Here is a 19,756-nt window from a genome sequence, read left to right on the forward strand (position 1 = left end):
TTTTTAATTAGGTATAACGTTTCTTATAACAAGCGCAGCCTATCGAGAGGTGACTATGATTTCATATAAAGTGTTATCTACTTTTTATTTATCTTTTGGCTAATTTATATTTTAATTTAGTTTTTGTTGGAGTAGTTGTTTTATGTTTAAATATTTTCCAAATTTTGGGGAAGTTCTCTTCTAAATTTTCTTCTTTCCATTGTTTTCCAGTCAATTTTTGTTTTTTAACTCTTACAGGTGACATTAATTCACCAGTTTTATTTTCATAAGCGTTTTCCGCAAGTGAAAACATTTCTTGGAGTTGAGGATCTTCGTCAAAATGTCTCTTCAATTCTTTTACGTTGATGTTTCTAATGTCTTCAAATGTTTCTTTTCCTTTTGAGATAACCCAAGCTTTGAAGTAGTCAAAAGCATCATCTCCACAACCAGACCTAACAATGTAAGCCAAAGCCCAAATTTCTCTATGATTTAATTCGTTGTATTTGCTTAAAAAAGTCCTTTCAAATCTTTTTATTTCAGTTGGTTTAAACTCTTCTAATTGATTTGATAAATTTTCTATGAAATCAAATTTGTCTTCTGACTTTTCTCGATTTAGTTGTATTAACTCCCAAAATACATTTTCATCAATCTTTCTTTTGTCGATTGTCTTTTTGGGTTTAGGTTTTTCTAATTTTTCAACTGTTTTTATTAACTCATTAGTCTTTTCAATTTCTTTTTGAGTTCCAAGTTCGATAAGTCCTTTTTTGAACCTATATAAACCTTTTAAAGTTAGTTTTTGACATTCAATAGTCTTTTTACTTCCATCCCAATATTTGTTTTTTACACCAAACTTTTTGTTCCAATTCCACAAACTTGAAAAACGATGTCTTAAGATTCCTTTCCAAAACTTAATAAATTCCTTTTCCAGTTTGTTTTCGATTAAATGCTTTTCAAGTGGTTCAAAAAAATCGTCCCATTGTCCAGAATCCCAATTTTCGTGTATGAATGTAATTAGTTCAGAATACCTTTTGTCTTTTATCCAAATATCCCTTAAGTCTGCAAAAGTTTTCTCATAATGTTGGTCAGGAAAATTATTTATCCTTCTCCACTCATTTAAGTCTCCTGATTCATCTAAAAATTTTCCGTAGCTCAATTTAATTTTGTTTTAATTGCTTCTAACGATTAATATAAACGTCTGTGCATATTGGAAGTCTGCGACTTTCGATAGAGCTCAAGGCGTTACATCTTATTATGTTTAATTATAAGTTAAAGTACTAAAATTTGTAACATAGAACTATCAAAAGGAAAACTAACTCTGTCTAAAACACTAAAAGAGTATTGCGTTTGCATAGTGTTGGTAAATGTTTAACAGGCAGGACTTAAATATTGTGACTCCTTGATGAATTTTAAAAAAGACATTTGTTTTGGTTTTCCAGTCTTATCTTTTATTTCGAATCTTCCTAAAATCCGATTCCATGAAAAAATTATCTCTGTATATTGTAAAGACATGTATGCATTATATACTCTTTTGATGTAAGATAATTTTGTTATTAATTCTTTTTCGGATTTAAATGCTTTATCTATTCCAATTTGAGGTAAAATTTTATTTTTTATGTTTTGAGGCAAGTCATTTATTTTTTTATCCATAATTAGTTGAATTTGATAATCATTTTTTAAATGTTTAATGATTTTCCATTCAATTGAAGATAACGACCAATAAATTTTTTTTGAGTTTTTTGTGTTATAAGATATTCCAATTTTTCCTATACCAACTTGGCCCAAAGGAAATAGTTTCAATTTTACTTTTGTATCTGTACCAATCCTTGGTATTTTCATTTTTAAATGAAAATAATTTAATGTGTCCATTTGTGCAGTGGAATTAAATTCTTTTAAACTAAAGTGTTTAGGTAAAATATCTATCAAATTTTCGTTTGTGTAGATTCCAAAAGAATTTGAACAAGGCCATGATTCATATTTTAATAAAGTATAGTTTCCATTTGTTTTTCGGTATGCTCCAATTTCATTTAAACAAGAACAACCACATGTTGGCCATTCACCTTCAATAAATAAATAACCATTTCTAGAGTCATCAATACAAGTTTTACAATAGTCTTTTAGGTTTTTATGTTTCTTATCAAAAGATTCTTCATAACCATCTATTATTGCTTTGTTACAAGGATTTGCAAAATTCCAAAGTTGTTGTTTTAAGTTTTGAGAAAAGGCTAAACTTAAAGTTAATATAAATATTGAAGTTAAAATTGTTTTATTCATTGTAATTAATCTCTACTAACGGTAAAATTTTGTTATTGAAAAATCTTTAAAAATTCCTTTTGAGTAATCTCTTGAGTATAAATATTCCTTAAAACTGCCTTCATTTTGTTTTCCATTACTCAGATAATAACTAATGAAATGACTTGGTCTGAATTCAAATCCATTTTTTTCAATTTTACAAGTATAGAAGTTCATTGCGCTATTTTTTAAATAATATTCTCCTTTCCAATTAGCATTCAAAAGTTGACATATTGTTTCTCCAATGTATGCTGTTAATTCTGATTCTAATTTAGCTGATTCAATCCAATTCTGTGGAATTTCTTTTTCCAGTATATTATCTATTTCGTTTTCTAAACTTTCAATACTAAAATCTAAAACATAGCCTTTTTGATTATATTTTTCACTTACAATTTTAGCAACTTTTTTAGGATTATCTTGTTTGTGCATTTTTTGTTTTCATTGTGTAGAGCGATTTTGGCTAAGCTGCATTTTAATATAGTTTAGGTGTTGTTGTGCCTAGTTTTTACATTCAGTTTTATTTTTTGATCGTTTTTCAAATTCTTTATTTGAAACTCTAAATACCTGCTAAATGAAATTAGCTTATCTTTCTAATAGAGGAAATCTCTAGCAATGTTGTTGCTAACTATATTCAATTTATAATATAGATTGTTTTGTCTTTCCAAACGAAATTTCTTCTTTATTTCCGTTAAAAATTATATACTTAATATTCTTTTCTTTAGGAACAATAAAATTTAGCCAAATTTTCTTAGATTCATTAGGAAGAAATTTAGTGCTTTTCGTTACAGTTCCTGCTAACTGAATTCCACTAACGATTTTCCATAAAGGGTATCTATCAAATATTCCTTCATCACTTCCAATTTCAAAGTTCCAAAAATTTACCTCTCTATCGTAACTAGTCAAGTTTTTCATCTCGATTTTTATAGTTACATATTTTTCATTCTCACTTCTAATAAAGTAAGGTTGAGTAGGAGGCTCAGAATATTTGATTAATGTAAATGACAAGTCATCATTTAATTTATAATTTTTTGAAACTATTTGCTTAACAGGGTAGCAAGCGTATAATACGGTAATTAAAAAGGTGAAAATGATAGTCTTTTTCATAATTATTTAAATTTATTGTTTTTGTTACCAACGTTTTGTGTATTGTTATTTGCGATTTTTGTTTGTAAAGTTAATTAAAAGTGATGAACTTTTGGTGCTGTCAGATTTAGGCCGAAGGATAAATTCGCAAGCAATTAACTATACATTTTGTTAGTGTTAGTTTTTACTGTTTTTATATTCAATTCTAATTAGATAATCAGGTTCTTTTGGTATTAGTCCTTTTTCTAAAAAATCTGAATACTCATTACTTGAAATAATGATACAATTAACTATTTGATCAGCTGCAGGTAAAGTAAAAATTTTCTTTCTAGAAAAAACTTTTAGAATTGAATTTATCTCATTAAGATATTCGCTATCAATCCAATCTCCGTTTTCTCTTTTATCAAATGTGAAGTTTTTATATACGTTATCAATCTTAATATTCAGTTTAATTAAATTATCTTCATTTTTTCCAAAACCACTTATCTCTACTGGTACATTAAGTAACTGAAATAATTTTTCTGTTAATTTTTTATAGTCATTATAATTCCAAAAACCTTCGGCATCAAAAAAAACGTCATCTAAAGCTAAACATAAATAATCGTTATCTAAATCATTAATTGTTTTTAAAATATATTCTTTTCTTGATTGAGTTTTTCAAATGGTTGGCAACGGTATCGTATAACCGTCAGTTACGGTTTAATATGCGTTAATTTTCGTTTTAGCACAGGCTTTAGCAATTCCGAGTGGATTCTGACGTAGTCGAATCCACCGTAATTGCGGTTATACATTGTTATATAGTATTATCTCTCATTTTTATCAAATTGCTTTTAAACCCTTTATTTATAAAGGTTTTGTGTTTTTAGATAATGCAAATTAATGCAATAAAATGCTACTAAATGTTAGGTTTGTTGTACCCTTTGTTGTACCTTAGTAACACGTTGCGCCCAATTGCACAGCTTAAAAACCAGAGTTTTATGTCTTCAATTAAAGTAGTTTTAAGAAAAAACAAGATAGATAAAGCAGGACTTGCACCGCTTTATTTACGAGTAATTAAAAACAGAAAAACTAAATTCATTTCATTAAGCGTAAAATTACAGCCCAATGAATGGGATGAAGATAAACAAAAAGTAAAGAAGAATCATAAAAGCTCTACAAGACTAAACGCATACATCTCTAAAAAGATAGCAGATGCAGAAGGGGAAGTTGCAGACCTTGAAAGAAGAAATCAATCTACATCAGCAAGAAGAATAAAAGAAGCCATTAAGGGTAAACCCTTAATTAACTTTTTTGAGTTTGCTTATGATAGATGTGAGAAGTTAAAAGATACTGTAACACTATCCACTTACAGAAGCTATAAAAACAACATCGAAAAGTTTGAAAGGTTTATAGGGCATCGTGAAATAATGTTTGATGATATTACAGCAACAACCTTAAAAAATTATGCTTCACATTGCAGTTCTAAATTAGGCAACAATAACACAACTATAAATTATGCGTTTAGAATCTTAAATTTAATGTTTAGAGAAGCCATAAGCGAAGATTTAATATCTAATGAACTTGCACCTTTTACAAAGTTTAAAGTAAAGAAAAACAAGACTACAAAGCGTTATTTAAACGAAGAGCAGTTTGAAGCTTTTATGAATTTAGAAGTGCCACAAGAACATAAAGCACAAGTTATCAAAGATATGTTTATCTTTTCTGTTTTTTCTGGTGGGTTGCGTTTTGGCGATGTTATCGAATTGCAATGGAAAAACTACGATAGCAAAAATAATAGAATCACAAAAACGATAAGAAAAACCAAAAGACAGCACAGTATAAAAATAGGTCAAAAAGCGGTTGGTATTTTAGAGAAATACAAAACCCAAGACCAAAAGCAAAATGATATAATTTTTCCATTTGCAAAAGTTGACGAGTTATATTTTAAAGATAGAGAACATAGAAGTTTAATAACCAATAGGGCAATTTCGTTAAGTAATATGTATTTAAGTAGAATAGGTAAAGAATTAGAATTACCGTTTAATTTATCTTTCCATATAAGCCGCCATACATTTGCTACTAGAGCATTAAACAATGGTATGCGTATAGAACACGTTTCTAAATTAATGGATCATTCCGATATTGGTATTACGCAAGTATATGCAAAAATAATAGGTAGTGAATTAGATAACGCAGTAGATAAATACATCAATTAGAATATGATTAATAAACCAATCAATACTATTTTAAAAGCTCAATTTGATACCATTCATTCTCAGGCAGTACAAAAAGCAGAAGAAGATTTTAAAACTAACGTTTTAAATAAGATTAAGAATCTGGAACACTTTGAAAAATTTAAGTTTCTTATAGCTGAAGAGAATAGAATTAAGAATTTAATAGATAAAAATAAACACCCATACTATATAAAAAATCATAGTTCGGTGGATTGGTTGCTTTCACAATTTTCAAGTAGACATTTTTTATTGAATGTAGATGAATTTGCAGAATTAAAAGAAGCTGTTTATTTAGGTAAGATAAACTACTTAACACATCAAAGAGTTAGTGATTTAAAAAAGCAAATACCAAAATTTACTTATAATGATTTTTTATCTGGTAAGGGATGTAAATATCTGATTACGTTTGATAACCAGTATAATATAGAAAAAGAGGATTATTATAAAATGGTTACTTGGCAATCTGATAAGCTTATAAAAGTAGTTTCTTATGAGGTTGAATTATTAGTGAAAAATCATCAAGAATATTGTTCTAACATAGATGAGCCTTTAGAGTTTCTTAATCAGCAGATTCAAATACTTGAAGAAGATTTAATAGAATCTTTAAATGATGCTAAAGAAATAAAACGAATACTATCTAAACTTTTTGCTTTTAAAGGTTTTGATGTAGATAGTTTTAACGATGAATTGTTATTATATAATTACCCATCTTTTTTTAACGACAGAATAGAGTTTAGACGCTTAAACCCATCATCAATAGGTAAAGTGTTAACTAAGTTGTCAAGTGAGCCTAAAATGCTATTTAGTAATGAATATATGGTGTTTTACACGCTTGATGTCTTTTTATCTTGGTTAAAAGATATAGTTAAAGGCAAATCTATTCAAGCACCTTTTAAATATCCTATTTGGGAAGATTTGTTAAATCAAAAAATTAAGGAAGCAGAAAATGAACTTCAACCTAAAATTGATGAGATACAAGACTTTGTATTTAATTCGACAAAAAGTAAAAAAGAGATTCGTAACTATTTAAGAAATGAATTTGAAAAGCAGATAGATAAATATAATACTATTGAAGAAAAGCAAATTTTTTATCTATTAAGGGATGAAAATAAAAATCCGCTTATATCAGATTTTAAGATTAATGCATTATTTAATAATGAAGAACAAGAATATTTAAAGAACTTAAAAGAAGCATACATTTTACAAAATATTAGTTGGCATATTTCATTGACTTTTAATGAAGTTTTTGATTCTAAAACTATATACTTCAAAAAGGATACTGGTTCACATTTAATGATTTTATCATTAACTCAAGATATGGTATTGGATAAAGAATTATCAATTGAATTAGATGAAGCAATGGATTCTTTTTTTAAAGAAATGTATACCACTTCATTGCCATTAGATATTCATTTTTATAATCACCGTGAGAAGTATAGTCGAATATTTGAGAAAAGTATAACACGATTACAGGGTGTTTTAGATAATGCAGAACCTAATAATAAGGTGTTATATATACAAAGCCGATTAAAAGAGTTAAGACATAGAGAGTTAAAGTTTAGAAGCTTTTTAGGCAGAAAAAAGGATTTTAAAGACAAAGAAGATAAATACCCAAATCTATTTAAAGAGTTTTTGTCTATTGAAGCCGAATTTATAAAAGAAACAGTACAAATTAGTCCTATTACTTTATTAACTAATCATACAGAACCTTTATTGTTAGAAAAAGAAACGGATAGTTTTAAAACATTTGTAACTCAAGAGAAGCAAGATTATATTTTAAAAATACTTGAAGATTTAGCAATTACAAAAGATGGAGTATATAATTTAGGTGACAGAAGCAAAGGAACGGTAAGAGGTGTAATTGAAGCGTTAAGAGAAGAGCATATCATTCCAAAATTGAGTTTAAAAAGATTATGTGATATAATCGCTAATCAAATTAATTTAGAATTAAAATCAAAATTAGATTGGTCAAATACATCAGACGATTATCATAAAAAGGCAAAACAATACATAAAAAACAATCCACTTCATTAAAATACAGCTAATAAAAGGTCTTATAAGGTCAGCCTTATAAGTACCTATCCAGAGCTTAATATTTGTTACAGAAATAATTAGTAACATTAAAAATTAAGTAAATGGAAGCAGTAATTTTAAGCACCCAACAGTACAATGATTTAGTTAGTCGTTTAGATGATTTAAACAGACAATTAGAGGAAAAACAAAAGAAACCTCAAGACACATTTTTAGACAATCAAGAGTTTTTATTATTAATGAATATTAGTAAAAGAACTGCTCAAACTTGGAGAGACGAAGGTGTGATATCATTCTCGCAGATAGGTTCTAAAATATATTATCGAATGAGTGATGTTCAAAAGCTTTTAGATAATAATTATAGAAAAGCCTTTAAAAATAAAAGGTAGTCGTTTTGTACGATACGCTTAAAATAAAGCATCAAGTAATACAATTACCTAAAGAAGTTATAGAACAACAAGAAAACCCATTTTTTTGGAAAGGCTTAAAATGGACACCTATTTTCAATAAAAAAACAAATCAAGTTAAAGCTTATGAAACCACAGTAAATAACTTAAAACTTGAATTAAAAGGAAATATAATCTCTTGTAATAACTCATTGCAAAAATGGTATATAGGTAATAATTACGAGTTGTTTACCTATTCAAAAGTCGTTGAAGCATTAAAGAAATTAGATAGTGTTTTACCGTTCAATGTATATAACGCTAATATTCATTATGTAGCAGTAGGCACAGTTGTAGAAGAAGAAGCAAAACCAATCCTAAATACTTGGTTAAGTCTGAATGGTAAAACACCAATAACAATGTTGGGTGCTAATAAAGAATACGGTAAAAAATTCTATCTTACAGATTATAACGTTAAAGGCTATGATAAAACGTTTGAAGTAAAAACACACGAACGTATAATAATAGGGAAACCAATATTTAGATTCGAGTTAGAAATATATACACGTAATTTAAACAAGCGTAAAAACCCTATTGGTATTTATACCGTTAAAGATTTAATAGATAAAAAGAAATATAAAATGTTAGCAGATGAGTTAATGAGTAAGTACGATAAAATAGAAAAGCAACAAACTATTCCATTATCACAGCTTACTAACAAGGAAAAAGAGGTTTTAGCGTTATTTCAAAATCAAGAGATATTAAAACAATATAAAATAGACCATTCTGAAACATTTAGCAATCGTAGAAAGGTGTATAATAGAATCAAAAAGTTATCAAACAATAAGTATCTAATACACATAAATGAGCGATTAAAAATGAGTCTAAAATACACGCTATTTTAGTACTTGTAATATAACATGAAAATGGGGTATAAAGTAAATGTAGTAAATCGTATTATTAAGTCAGATTAATATTATATTTTTAACCTTTAGATTTAGATAAAAACTTTACTTAAGTCATTAGTATTGTAATAAAACATCATAAAAATAAATGACAAGCATAGACCAAAGAACACAATTACAAAATCAAATATGGAAAATAGCCAACGATGTACGTGGCTCTGTTGATGGATGGGATTTTAAACACTTCGTTTTAGGTACATTATTTTATCGCTTTATTAGTGAGAATTTCACAGATTATATTGAAGCTGGTGATGATAGTATAAATTATGCAAGTTTACCAGATAGTGTTATTACACCTGAAATTAAAGATGATGCTATTAAAACAAAAGGTTATTTTATTTATCCGAGTCAGTTATTTGTTAATGTGGTTAAAAATGCTGATGATAACGAAAACCTAAACACAGACCTAGCAGCAATATTTAAATCTATTGAGAGTTCTGCGAATGGGTATCCATCAGAAGAGGACATAAAAGGCTTATTTGCCGATTTTGATACAACGAGTAATCGATTAGGAAATACAGTAGGTGATAAAAATAGCAGATTATCTGCTGTTTTAAAAGGTGTTGATGGTTTAAAGCTAGAAGGTGACTTTAAAGATAGTAATATTGATTTTTTTGGTGATGCCTATGAATTTCTGATTCATAATTATGCAGCCAATGCAGGTAAATCTGGTGGTGAATTTTTTACACCTACCAACGTATCGAAACTCATTGCGCAATTGGCAATGCATAAGCAAGATAAAATCAATAAAATATATGACCCCGCTGTGGGTTCTGGTTCATTACTCTTACAAGCTAAAAAACATTTTGATAATCATATTATAGAAGAAGGTTTCTTTGGTCAAGAAATAAACCACACTACCTACAACTTGGCGCGTATGAACATGTTTTTACACAATGTAAACTACGATAAGTTTCATATCGTGTTGGGTAACACCTTAATGAATCCAAAATTAGGAGATGATAAACCATTTGATGCCATTGTATCTAATCCACCCTATTCTATAAAATGGAAAGGTAGCGACGACCCTACGTTAATTAATGACGACCGTTTTGCACCTGCAGGAGTATTAGCTCCAAAATCGAAAGCAGATTTTGCATTTGTATTGCATTCATTGAGCTATTTATCAAGCAAAGGTAGAGCTGCATTGGTCTGTTTCCCTGGTATTTTTTATCGTGGTGGTGCAGAACAGAAAATTAGAAAGTACTTGGTAGATAACAACTATGTAGAAACCATTATCAATTTAGCACCTAATTTATTTTATGGTACTTCTATCGCAGTAACATTATTAGTACTTTCTAAAAGTAAAAGAGATACCAAAACACAGTTTATTGATGCAAGTGGTGAAGACTTCTTTAAAAAAGTAACTAACAATAATGAAATGACAGATGCTCACATTGAAAAAGTGATGCAATTGTTTGATAGTAAGGAAGATGTTAAACACATAGCAAAATCTGTAGACAATAGTATAATTGCCAAAAACGATTACAACCTTTCTGTTAGTTCTTATGTAGAAGCTAAAGATACACGCGAAAAAATTGATATTAAAGAACTTAATAAAGAAGTTGCTATCACGGTTAAAAAAATAGACAAACTACGTGCTGATATTGATAATATTGTAAAAGAAATTGAAGTATGAGTAGGTTAGATAAATTATTGGAAGGGGTTGATGTTGAATGGAAAACTTTGGGTGATAATGACTTTGTTGAGATAGCAAATTCTGGTAGGAAACCAGTTAAATCCTCTTTACGTATTCCTGGAAAAATACCTTATTATGGTGCTAATAATATTCAGGATTTTGTTGAAGGTTATACGCATGAAGGTACATATATTTTAATTGCAGAAGATGGTTCTGCAAGTTTAGAAAATTATTCTATTCAATGGGCGAACGATAAATTTTGGGCAAATAATCATGTACACGTAATTCGAGGTGTTAATAGCCTTGATAGTCGCTTTTTGTTTCATTATTTAACAACGGTCAATTTCATACCATTTTTATCAGGTGGAGGGAGAGCCAAATTGACCAAAGGTAAGATGACAACTATCCCAATCCCAATACCATGTTCTGATAACCCAGAGAAATCACTCAAAATCCAAAAAGAAATTGTTCGTATTTTAGATACCTTTACAGAACTTACTACAGAACTTACTACAGAACTTACTGCACGTAAAAAACAATACGAGTATTATCGTGAGCAATTACTAACTTTTGATGAAACAGAAGTGGATTGGAAGACTTTGGGAGAGGTGGTTTTAAAAACCTCAAACATTAAATGGTTTGACACAAATAAAACTTATAGATATATTGATTTATCCTCTGTTTGTCGAGATAAAAATATAATTACTGAAACAACAGAAATAACAAAAGAAAATGCTCCAAGTAGAGCTAAAAAAATAGTTCTACAGGATGATGTGATATTTGCTACAACTAGACCTGTTCAAATGAGACTTTGCTTAATAACTGAAGAATATTCTAATGATATTGCTAGCACTGGTTATTGTGTTTTGAGACCTAATAAAAAATCTGTCTTACCCAAATGGATTTTCTTTTGTGTTTCATCAAATCGTTTTAGAAACTATGTTGAAGAAAATCAAAGTGGTTCTGCGTATCCTGCTATTTCTGATGCTAAAGTAAAAGATTTTAAAATCCCAATTCCTTCTTTAGAAGAACAAGAGCGAATTGTAAACCTCCTTGATAAATTTGATGTATTAACTACATCCATCAGTGAAGGTTTACCAAAAGAAATAGAATTACGTAAAAAACAATACGAGTATTATAGAAACAAATTGCTAACGTTTCCAGAATAAAAAAAAGCTAGAAAAAGAATATGGGGCAATCATTAACAGAAATAGCACAAAAGCTAAAAGACAGTCAAAAAAAGGTACAGTTAATCTACGCTTTTAACGGTACGGGTAAAACACGCCTATCACGTAAATTCAGATTGTTGGTAGATCCAAAAGTTTCTAACCAAGAACAGGAAGAGGAGCAAGAATCAGGTATTAAAGTAATGTATTACAATGCATTTACAGAAGATTTATTTTATTGGGATAATGATTTAGATGCAGACACTAACCGTAAGTTGTTAATTCGTCCTAACAATTTTACAGATTTAGCACTAGGCTTTTTAAAAGACCAAGGATTAGATGATAATATCGTAAAAAACTTTCAACACTTTACTACAGATTCTATAACACCGCTATTCAATGAAGAGTATACAATACAAGATGAAAATGGTAAAAATATTGTTGTAAAAGCATATTCTGAAGTAACATTTTCTGTAGCTAGTGGTGATGACCAAAGCCAGAATAATATTAAAATATCAAAAGGTGAAGAAAGTAATTTTATTTGGTGTGTTTATTATAGTTTAATTGAACAAGTAGTTGAGCTTTTAAATATTCCAGAACCTGAAGATAGAGCAACCAATCAATTTGATGATGTAGAATATATATTTATTGATGACCCAATAAGTTCTTTAGATGAAAATCACTTAATAGAATTAGCAGTTAATTTAGCTGAATTGATAAGGAAATCAAATGGCTTAAAATTTATAATTTCAACACATAATCCACTTTTTTATAATGTGCTTTACAATGAGCTTGGTATTGCTAAGAAAAAGGGAGCTTTTTTGTTGAGTAAAAATGAAGATGGTACGTTTAATTTAGACCCTAAACATGGTGATTCTAACAAAAGCTTTTCATATCATCTGTATTTAAGAGACGTAATAAAAAATGCAATTGATAATAATGAAGTTTCTAAATTTCATTTTGTGTTGTTGCGTAATTTGTATGAAAAAACAGCCAACTTTCTAGGTTATAGTAAATGGTCTGAATTATTACCAAATGATAATAGAGAAGGATATGTAAGTCGTATTATGAATTTTTATAGTCATAGTACGCTATCAAGTGAAGAAGTGAGAGAGCCAACACCACCTGAAAAAGAAATGGTTAATTATTTATTTAAATATTTATTAGATAATTCCAAATATTTACAAGAAGAGATAGAAATAGAACAAGCTTAAACAATAGTTGTAGTCCAATGAGTCAATATAAAACCATAGCAGAATCAAACAATTTCATTGTTTTAGATAACTACAAAAAGTTTTCAGAAGTAAATGAAACACCTTCTGGGTATCAAACAGAAGCAGATTTAGAAAAAGAATTGGTACAAGATTTAATAAACCAAGGCTATGAGTATGTAAAACACCTAACCACACCAACAGCTATGTTGGCAAATGTGCGTGTACAATTGCAAAATCTTAACGATATGCAATTTACAGATAAAGAATGGGTACGTTTTGTAGAAGAGTATTTAGACAAACCAAGTGATAACCTAGTTGATAAAACAAGAAAGCTACACGATAACTACATTTACGATTTTGTATTTGATGACGGACATATTCAAAACATATATTTAGTAGATAAAAACAATATTTCACGTAATAAGGTTCAAGTTATTTCACAGTTCGAGCAGAAAGGCACACATGCAAATCGTTATGATGTTACAATTTTAGTAAACGGATTGCCTTTAGTACAAGTAGAACTAAAAAAGCGAGGTGTTGCCATTCGTGAAGCTTTTAATCAAGTACATCGTTATACAAAAGAAAGTTTTAATACAGAAAACTCTTTGTTTAAGTACCTGCAAATTTTTGTAATTTCTAATGGTACAGACAGTCGTTATTTTGCCAATACTGTAAAGCGTAATAAAAACAGCTTCGACTTTACCATGAATTGGGCAGATGTAAAAAGCAAGTCAATCAAAGACTTAAAAGATTTTACAGTTACATTTTTTCAAAAACAAACACTCTTAAATGTATTATTAACCTATTCGGTTTTTGATAGTAATAATACATTATTAGTAATGCGTCCGTATCAAATTGCAGCAACAGAACGTATTATATGGAAAATTGCAAGTTCATATAATGCTAAAAAATGGGCAACCACAGAAGGTGGTGGTTTTATATGGCATACTACAGGTTCTGGTAAAACATTAACCAGTTTTAAAGCAGCACGTTTAGCAGCAACAAAACTAAAATTTGTAGATAAAGTATTTTTTGTAGTAGACCGTAAAGATTTAGACTTTCAAACCATGAAAGAATACCAACGCTTTTCGCCAGATAGTGTAAACGGTTCAGATAGTACTGCAGGTTTAAAAAGAAATATAGATAAAACCGATAATAGAATTATTGTAACCACCATTCAAAAGTTAAATAACTTAATGAAAGGTGAAAATGATTTAGCGATTTATCAAAAGCAAGTGGTCTTTATTTTTGATGAAGCACATCGCTCGCAATTTGGTGAAGCGCAAAAGAATTTAAAAAAGAAGTTTAAAAAATACTATCAGTTTGGTTTTACAGGAACACCTATTTTTCCTGAAAATGCTTTAGGTTCAGAAACTACACAAAGCGTATTTGGTACGGAATTACATTCTTATGTAATAACAGATGCTATTAGAGATGAAAAAGTATTAAAATTTAAAGTAGATTATAACGATGTCCGTCCTAAATTTAAAGGAATTGAGTCGGAACAAGATTTAAAAAAACTATCGGCAGCAGAAAACAAAAAAGCCTTATTACATCCTGTTCGTATCAAAGAAATTTCAGAATATATTTTAAAACATTACAGGCAAAAAACACACCGTACAAAAGGCAGTAATAGCGGTTTTAATGCCATGTTTGCCGTAAGTAGTGTAGATGCAGCAAAATGTTATTATGAAGAATTAAATAAGCTTCAAAAAGACAGCGATAAACCTTTAAGAATAGCAACTATTTTTTCGTTTGCAGCCAATGAAGCACAAGGAGCAATTGGTGAAATACAAGACGAAACCTTTGAGCCCACAGCTATGGATGTAAGTGCTAAAGAGTTTTTAACAAAAGCTATTGACGATTATAATGCGGCTTTTAAAATGAATTATAGCATTGATAGTAAAGGCTTTCAAGATTATTACCGAGACCTCGCCAAACGTGTAAAAAACAAAGAAGTAGATTTATTAATTGTGGTAGGAATGTTCTTAACAGGTTTTGATGCACCTACATTAAATACATTATTTGTAGATAAAAATTTGCGCTATCACGGGTTAATGCAAGCCTTTTCACGTACCAACCGTATTTACGATGCGACTAAAACCTTTGGTAATATTGTTACGTTTAGAGATTTAGAACAGGCAACAATTGATGCAATTACTTTGTTTGGCGATAGTAGTACTAAAAATGTAGTATTAGAAAAAAGCTATAAAGAATATTTAGAAGGTTTTACGGATATAGCAACTGGTAACGCACGAAGAGGTTATATTGAAGTGGTAGCAGAATTAAAAGAAAAATTCCCAAATCCTGATGAAATAGAAACACAAAAGGATAAAAAAGAATTTTCTAAACTCTTTGGAGAATATTTACGCGTAGAAAATATATTGCAAAATTATGATGAGTTTAATCATCTTAAAGAATTGCAAAGTATTGATTATACAGATGAAGAAGCTATAGAATCATTTAAAGAAGAAAACTTCTTAACAGATGAAGATATTGTAAGTATGCAAGCTATTGAAGTACCAGCAGAAAGAACAATACAAGATTATCGCTCTACCTATAATGACATTCGTGATTGGTTGCGACGAGAAAAACAAGGTAATGAAGCAGAAGAATCAAATATTGATTGGGATGATGTAGTCTTTGAAGTGGATTTATTAAAATCTCAAGAAATAAACTTAGACTATATTTTAGAATTAATTTTTGATAGTAATAAGAAAGCCAAGAACAAGGAAGATTTAGTAGAAGAAATAAGACGTGTAATTCGTGCAAGTGTTGGCAATAGAGCAAAAGAAAGTTTAGTAGTAGATTTTATCAATGAAACAGATTTAGATGATATAAAAGAAAAAGCTACGATTATAGATGATTTCTATGCTTATGCTAAAGTAAAACAGAAAAAAGAAGCAGCAGAATTAATTGAAGAAGAAAGTTTAAACGAAGAAGCGGCAAAACGTTATATTTTGGCATCTTTAAAACGCGAATATGCAAGCGAAAACGGTACGGAGTTAAATTCTATTTTGCCCAAAATGAGTCCTTTAAACCCTCAATACCTGACTAAAAAGCAAAATGTATTTCAAAAGATTGTTTCATTTGTTGAAAAGTTCAAAAGAATTAGTAATGAACTATAATTCTTTTAAAAACTAATAAGTATATTTTATGCATTTATATAATTTAAAGTCAAAAGATGATATTAGCATTTTAAAAGAGAAACCATTTAAATTAGAAAGAGAAATACAATCGCTTTTTGAACATAATTTAAATGAGTTAATGGATTTGCAATTAGTAAAATCAGAGTTCTCAATTAAAAATAAACGCATAGACACTTTAGCTTACGATACGCAATCAAATGCATTCATTATTATTGAATATAAGAAAAGTAAAAATATAAGTGTAGTAGACCAAGGTTTCACTTATTTAAGTTTAATGCTCGAAAACAAAGCAGATTTTATAGTAGAATATAATGAAACTCTAAAACAAAACTTAAAGCGTACTGATATAGATTGGAGTCAAACAAGAGTAGTATTTGTATCTACAAGTTTTACCGAAAATCAAAAAACAGCCACAAATTTTAAAGATATAGCTATTGAGTTATGGGAAGTTAAGCGCTATGAAAATAATTTAATTAGTGTTAACCAAATTAAGAAAAGTAAATCAGCAGAAAGTATAAAGCCAATAACATCTAGTAATACACAATTAGAAGCAGTAACAAAAGAGATAAAAGTTTATACAGAAGAATTTCATTTAGATAGTTATCCAGATAAAGTAAAAGAGCTTTACGAAACCTATAAAGAAGCTATTTTAAACTTAGCAGATGATATTGAGTTAGAACCTAAAAAACTATATATAGCATTTAAAAAAGATAAAAATATAGCAGATATTGTAACACTCAAGAAAGGAATAAAACTATTTATAAATCTGCCAAAAGGGAAGCTAGAAGACCCTAAAAATCTAATGCGTGATGTATCAAATACAGGACATTGGGGTAATGGAGATTATGAAATAGTTATTACTAATACAGATAATTTAGAATATATTTTATACTTAATTAAACAAGCTATATAAATACAGTATATTTTAGTTATGTATTTGTAAATATTATTAAACATAAACGTCTAATTAATAAAGTCAATGATACAGTTAAGTGTTTAGTTCATAAAACAATAAATGGTATAATATTTGTTTTAAATAAAGTAATTATATACTTTTGTATAATATTAATGAAGTTATGAATAATAAAACTTTACATATAAACAAACCTTCTGAGAGACTTCTTTCCTTTGTACGATCTCTTAAAGAAGATAAAGAAAACAACAAAAAAGAGTTGCTTTCTAATAAGGAGCTATATTTTAAAAAGTAGTTTTCCTTAATGGCTTTCAATACTGTAATTCCATATACAAGTTCTGTTGGAAGTAAATTTCTTATAAATTTTAAAGATTTTATACAGCAAGATTTTTCCTTGCCTGTTGTTGACGTATCATTGTTTTTAGTAGAATCTACAGAAGTAGGTTTAGGTCTAAGAGATTTAATTGCTTTAACTAGAATAATAAAAGATTTCCTAAATGAAAATCAAGTAGTGCTTTATTACTATTGTGATACTAGTGATTCAGATATTTTTATCTCACCACGAAACCAAAAAATGCAACCACAAGAGTTTAGACATAGTTTGTTTAATGCTCTTTTTGATTTAATGAAAGTTACGGATTTTGTGAAAGATGAAATTATTATTGAAGATCCTGCTAATAATACACACTACATATCATTAATAACTAAAGTAGCTGATAAATCAAGTCTTACAGAGGTTAGTGTTGCAGTTCAGCAAATGAATGATAAGTAAAAAAGTCCACACAAAATAAAACCCAGTTTTTTCGTACCTCAAAATCCTCTGTCTTTTATTTTGTTCCGCTCGCCAACGCGCTTGTAGTTTTTGGTTGCCATCCCTCACACAGCACATTACTTGTTTTATTTAAGCGTTTATATTTTAATAAATCGGTACAATAAAAAAGTAAAAAGCTGTTACCAACGCTCACACCAAAAACTACCCAAAGCTATGTTTACATAATACAAGTTATAGTAGCAAACGGCACTTTTCAAAGGTTTGCTATCGCAGTGTTAATGCATTTTGTAGCTATAACTGGTATTATGTAAAATATCCGCTATTCCAACGCGCAATTCCGAACATCTAACAAGGTTTCGTACTAGCATTAAAAAAAGTCTACTAGTTTGGTTTGTACTTTTATTTACGCCAATTACTATTTTAAATAGTATCGTACTTTAATAAGAATTTAGGTATATCGTTGACTTCACTTAAAGTAATAGAGTTAACTAGAGTACTATATTCTTCCTTATTGAAAGTTCCAGCAATATTTAATTTGTTTTCCTTCACTTTATCTATTAATTCATCCTTTGTCAAAGTATAATATTCATTACAATTGAAATAAGAATCCTGTGTAAGTCCGTTATTTTCTGTTGGTGTAATGTGTGCAAGGGTATCTAAATCATACCCTTTTTTTTGCAAGTAATTTATTTTTTTATGTAATTGTGTAGTGCTTAAAACCAAAAAATTATCACTTTCAGCTATAGCTACAACTGTAAAATAATGTGGCTCTTCTGTCTGTATTAATTCTGGTGCTTCTATTTTATAGACAACACCAACTTTTAGTGTAGAAGTAATTACAAAGTCTGGCGGTAGCATAGATTAAGATTTCAATAAACTTTGTATAGATCTATGTATATTAAAATCTTGTTCAGACAATTTAGATTCCTCTTCATTATAAATATCTGAAAAATCAATACTGTCATTATTTGGTTTCATAAAGAAATCTTGTATTACAATATCATAACTATTTGGAAAATTATCTGTTTGTAATTCGTTTTCATATCTTTTCCATTCAGGAAATAAATGTGAATAATCTCTCAATTCAAAAGTGTCCATTTCACCAAATTTATCCCAAACATAATTGAGTATTTTTAAATCTGATTTAGAGAAATAATCTTCTTGATAGTTCACTTTAGCTTTAATATTATATTCTTCTACATCATAAGAATCAGGTAAAGAATATTTAGACATATCCATAGCTTTTGATGCAATAGGTCCATTTGGTAATGCTTTATATCTGTCTTTTATTATAAGCCTACCATACTTATTTAGATGCAACCTATCACTTAACCAAATAAGTTTCATTAGTTTAAGCCTATCAATAGTTTTGTTATTCGCTTTGTTTGCGAAATATAAAATAATATTTTCTATTTTTTTTTGCTGTATATTCATATAATAGAAGTACCGTTTTATGTAAGCGTCTGAATATTAGTCGTAATATTAAGCAAAAATATACAATTTTATATAAATTATTTGTTCATATTAAATATATTTTGTAGTTGATAATATTGCCTATTACATTATGTTATAACTTTATTATTCAATACGTTTCATCTTGCTTTTATTTATTTTGTTATCTCATTCAAGCTGCACAAAACCATCGTTAAGTCCAAGTATTCCTTACCTCAAGTCTTTGTTTGTTTCATTTCGTTAACAAATATCATAGTCCACTTTTCCCCACCACCCAAGTCAGCGGTTATAAAAAAATAGGTTTATAAAGTGTAGTAATACGCCATAGCACATTACTTTTTATCGTACCTCAAAAAAGCAATAAGCTATTGTCTAAAAGTCCTGTATAAGTAGCTTGTTTAAATGCTGTTTTATCAAACAACTATTTAAAACGCTACCCATACAAACGCTTCATCCAACGCTCAATACTGTACTAAAACCTATTTTTTTAAGTGTTAATTCCCCAGAA

Annotated in this window: 16 protein-coding genes; 10 read left to right on the top strand and 6 right to left on the bottom strand. The window is 28.7% G+C overall.

Features of this window, described 5'->3' with window-relative positions; all coding sequences use genetic code 11:
• Window positions 1-88: 88 nt before the first annotated feature.
• From Q1A46_RS01995 to Q1A46_RS02010, 4 genes are all read right to left on the bottom strand, one after another.
• A complete protein-coding gene (locus Q1A46_RS01995; protein WP_299673457.1) occupies window positions 89-1,132 on the bottom strand; it encodes a DUF4240 domain-containing protein in 1,044 nt (347 codons plus the stop codon).
• 212 nt (window positions 1,133-1,344) lie between these two features.
• Window positions 1,345-2,250 (bottom strand): hypothetical protein, encoded by a 906-nt coding sequence (locus tag Q1A46_RS02000; protein ID WP_299673459.1) that lies wholly within the window; start codon window positions 2,248-2,250, stop codon window positions 1,345-1,347.
• 15 nt (window positions 2,251-2,265) lie between these two features.
• Entirely contained in the window at window positions 2,266-2,697 is a 432-nt protein-coding gene (locus Q1A46_RS02005; protein ID WP_299673461.1) for a hypothetical protein, read from the bottom strand.
• Between the two features lie 207 nt (window positions 2,698-2,904).
• On the bottom strand, window positions 2,905-3,372 hold the full coding sequence (locus Q1A46_RS02010; RefSeq protein ID WP_299673463.1) for a hypothetical protein: 468 nt from the start codon (window positions 3,370-3,372) through the stop codon (window positions 2,905-2,907).
• 956 nt (window positions 3,373-4,328) lie between these two features.
• Between Q1A46_RS02010 and Q1A46_RS02015 the strand changes: the two genes are divergently transcribed.
• The 10 genes from Q1A46_RS02015 to Q1A46_RS02060 all read left to right on the top strand — a co-directional run bounded on the left by Q1A46_RS02015 (window position 4,329) and on the right by Q1A46_RS02060 (window position 17,796).
• Window positions 4,329-5,546 (top strand): site-specific integrase, encoded by a 1,218-nt coding sequence (locus Q1A46_RS02015; RefSeq protein ID WP_299673465.1) that lies wholly within the window; start codon window positions 4,329-4,331, stop codon window positions 5,544-5,546.
• Between the two features lie 3 nt (window positions 5,547-5,549).
• Window positions 5,550-7,598 (top strand): hypothetical protein, encoded by a 2,049-nt coding sequence (locus tag Q1A46_RS02020; RefSeq protein ID WP_299673467.1) that lies wholly within the window; start codon window positions 5,550-5,552, stop codon window positions 7,596-7,598.
• Between the two features lie 101 nt (window positions 7,599-7,699).
• Window positions 7,700-7,984, top strand: a complete 285-nt coding sequence (locus Q1A46_RS02025; protein ID WP_299673469.1) for a helix-turn-helix domain-containing protein — start codon at window positions 7,700-7,702, stop codon at window positions 7,982-7,984.
• 5 nt (window positions 7,985-7,989) lie between these two features.
• The gene (locus Q1A46_RS02030; protein ID WP_299673471.1) at window positions 7,990-8,883 is read left to right on the top strand and encodes a hypothetical protein; all 894 of its coding nucleotides are present in this window, start codon (window positions 7,990-7,992) and stop codon (window positions 8,881-8,883) included.
• A gap of 148 nt (window positions 8,884-9,031) precedes the next feature.
• A complete protein-coding gene (locus tag Q1A46_RS02035; RefSeq protein ID WP_299673473.1) occupies window positions 9,032-10,582 on the top strand; it encodes a type I restriction-modification system subunit M in 1,551 nt (516 codons plus the stop codon).
• Entirely contained in the window at window positions 10,579-11,751 is a 1,173-nt protein-coding gene (locus Q1A46_RS02040; protein WP_299673475.1) for a restriction endonuclease subunit S, read from the top strand. The genes Q1A46_RS02035 and Q1A46_RS02040 overlap by 4 nt, the downstream gene beginning before the upstream one ends.
• Before the next feature lie 20 nt (window positions 11,752-11,771).
• Window positions 11,772-12,962: an AAA family ATPase gene (locus tag Q1A46_RS02045; protein ID WP_299673477.1), complete on the top strand. Its 1,191-nt coding sequence runs from the start codon at window positions 11,772-11,774 to the stop codon at window positions 12,960-12,962.
• A gap of 17 nt (window positions 12,963-12,979) precedes the next feature.
• Window positions 12,980-16,090: a type I restriction endonuclease subunit R gene (locus tag Q1A46_RS02050; protein WP_299673479.1), complete on the top strand. Its 3,111-nt coding sequence runs from the start codon at window positions 12,980-12,982 to the stop codon at window positions 16,088-16,090.
• Window positions 16,091-16,118: 28 nt separating this feature from the next.
• Entirely contained in the window at window positions 16,119-17,024 is a 906-nt protein-coding gene (locus tag Q1A46_RS02055) for a DUF5655 domain-containing protein (protein ID WP_299673481.1), read from the top strand.
• Between the two features lie 304 nt (window positions 17,025-17,328).
• Window positions 17,329-17,796 (top strand): hypothetical protein, encoded by a 468-nt coding sequence (locus Q1A46_RS02060; RefSeq protein WP_299673483.1) that lies wholly within the window; start codon window positions 17,329-17,331, stop codon window positions 17,794-17,796.
• Between the two features lie 420 nt (window positions 17,797-18,216).
• Here the strand turns inward: Q1A46_RS02060 and Q1A46_RS02065 are convergent, their stop codons facing one another.
• Window positions 18,217-18,654: a hypothetical protein gene (locus Q1A46_RS02065; protein WP_299673485.1), complete on the bottom strand. Its 438-nt coding sequence runs from the start codon at window positions 18,652-18,654 to the stop codon at window positions 18,217-18,219.
• Window positions 18,655-18,657: 3 nt separating this feature from the next.
• Entirely contained in the window at window positions 18,658-19,230 is a 573-nt protein-coding gene (locus Q1A46_RS02070; RefSeq protein WP_299673487.1) for a Panacea domain-containing protein, read from the bottom strand.
• Window positions 19,231-19,756: the final 526 nt, after the last annotated feature.

It is taken from the genome of uncultured Tenacibaculum sp., assembly GCF_947502995.1.
Classification (GTDB): domain Bacteria; phylum Bacteroidota; class Bacteroidia; order Flavobacteriales; family Flavobacteriaceae; genus Polaribacter.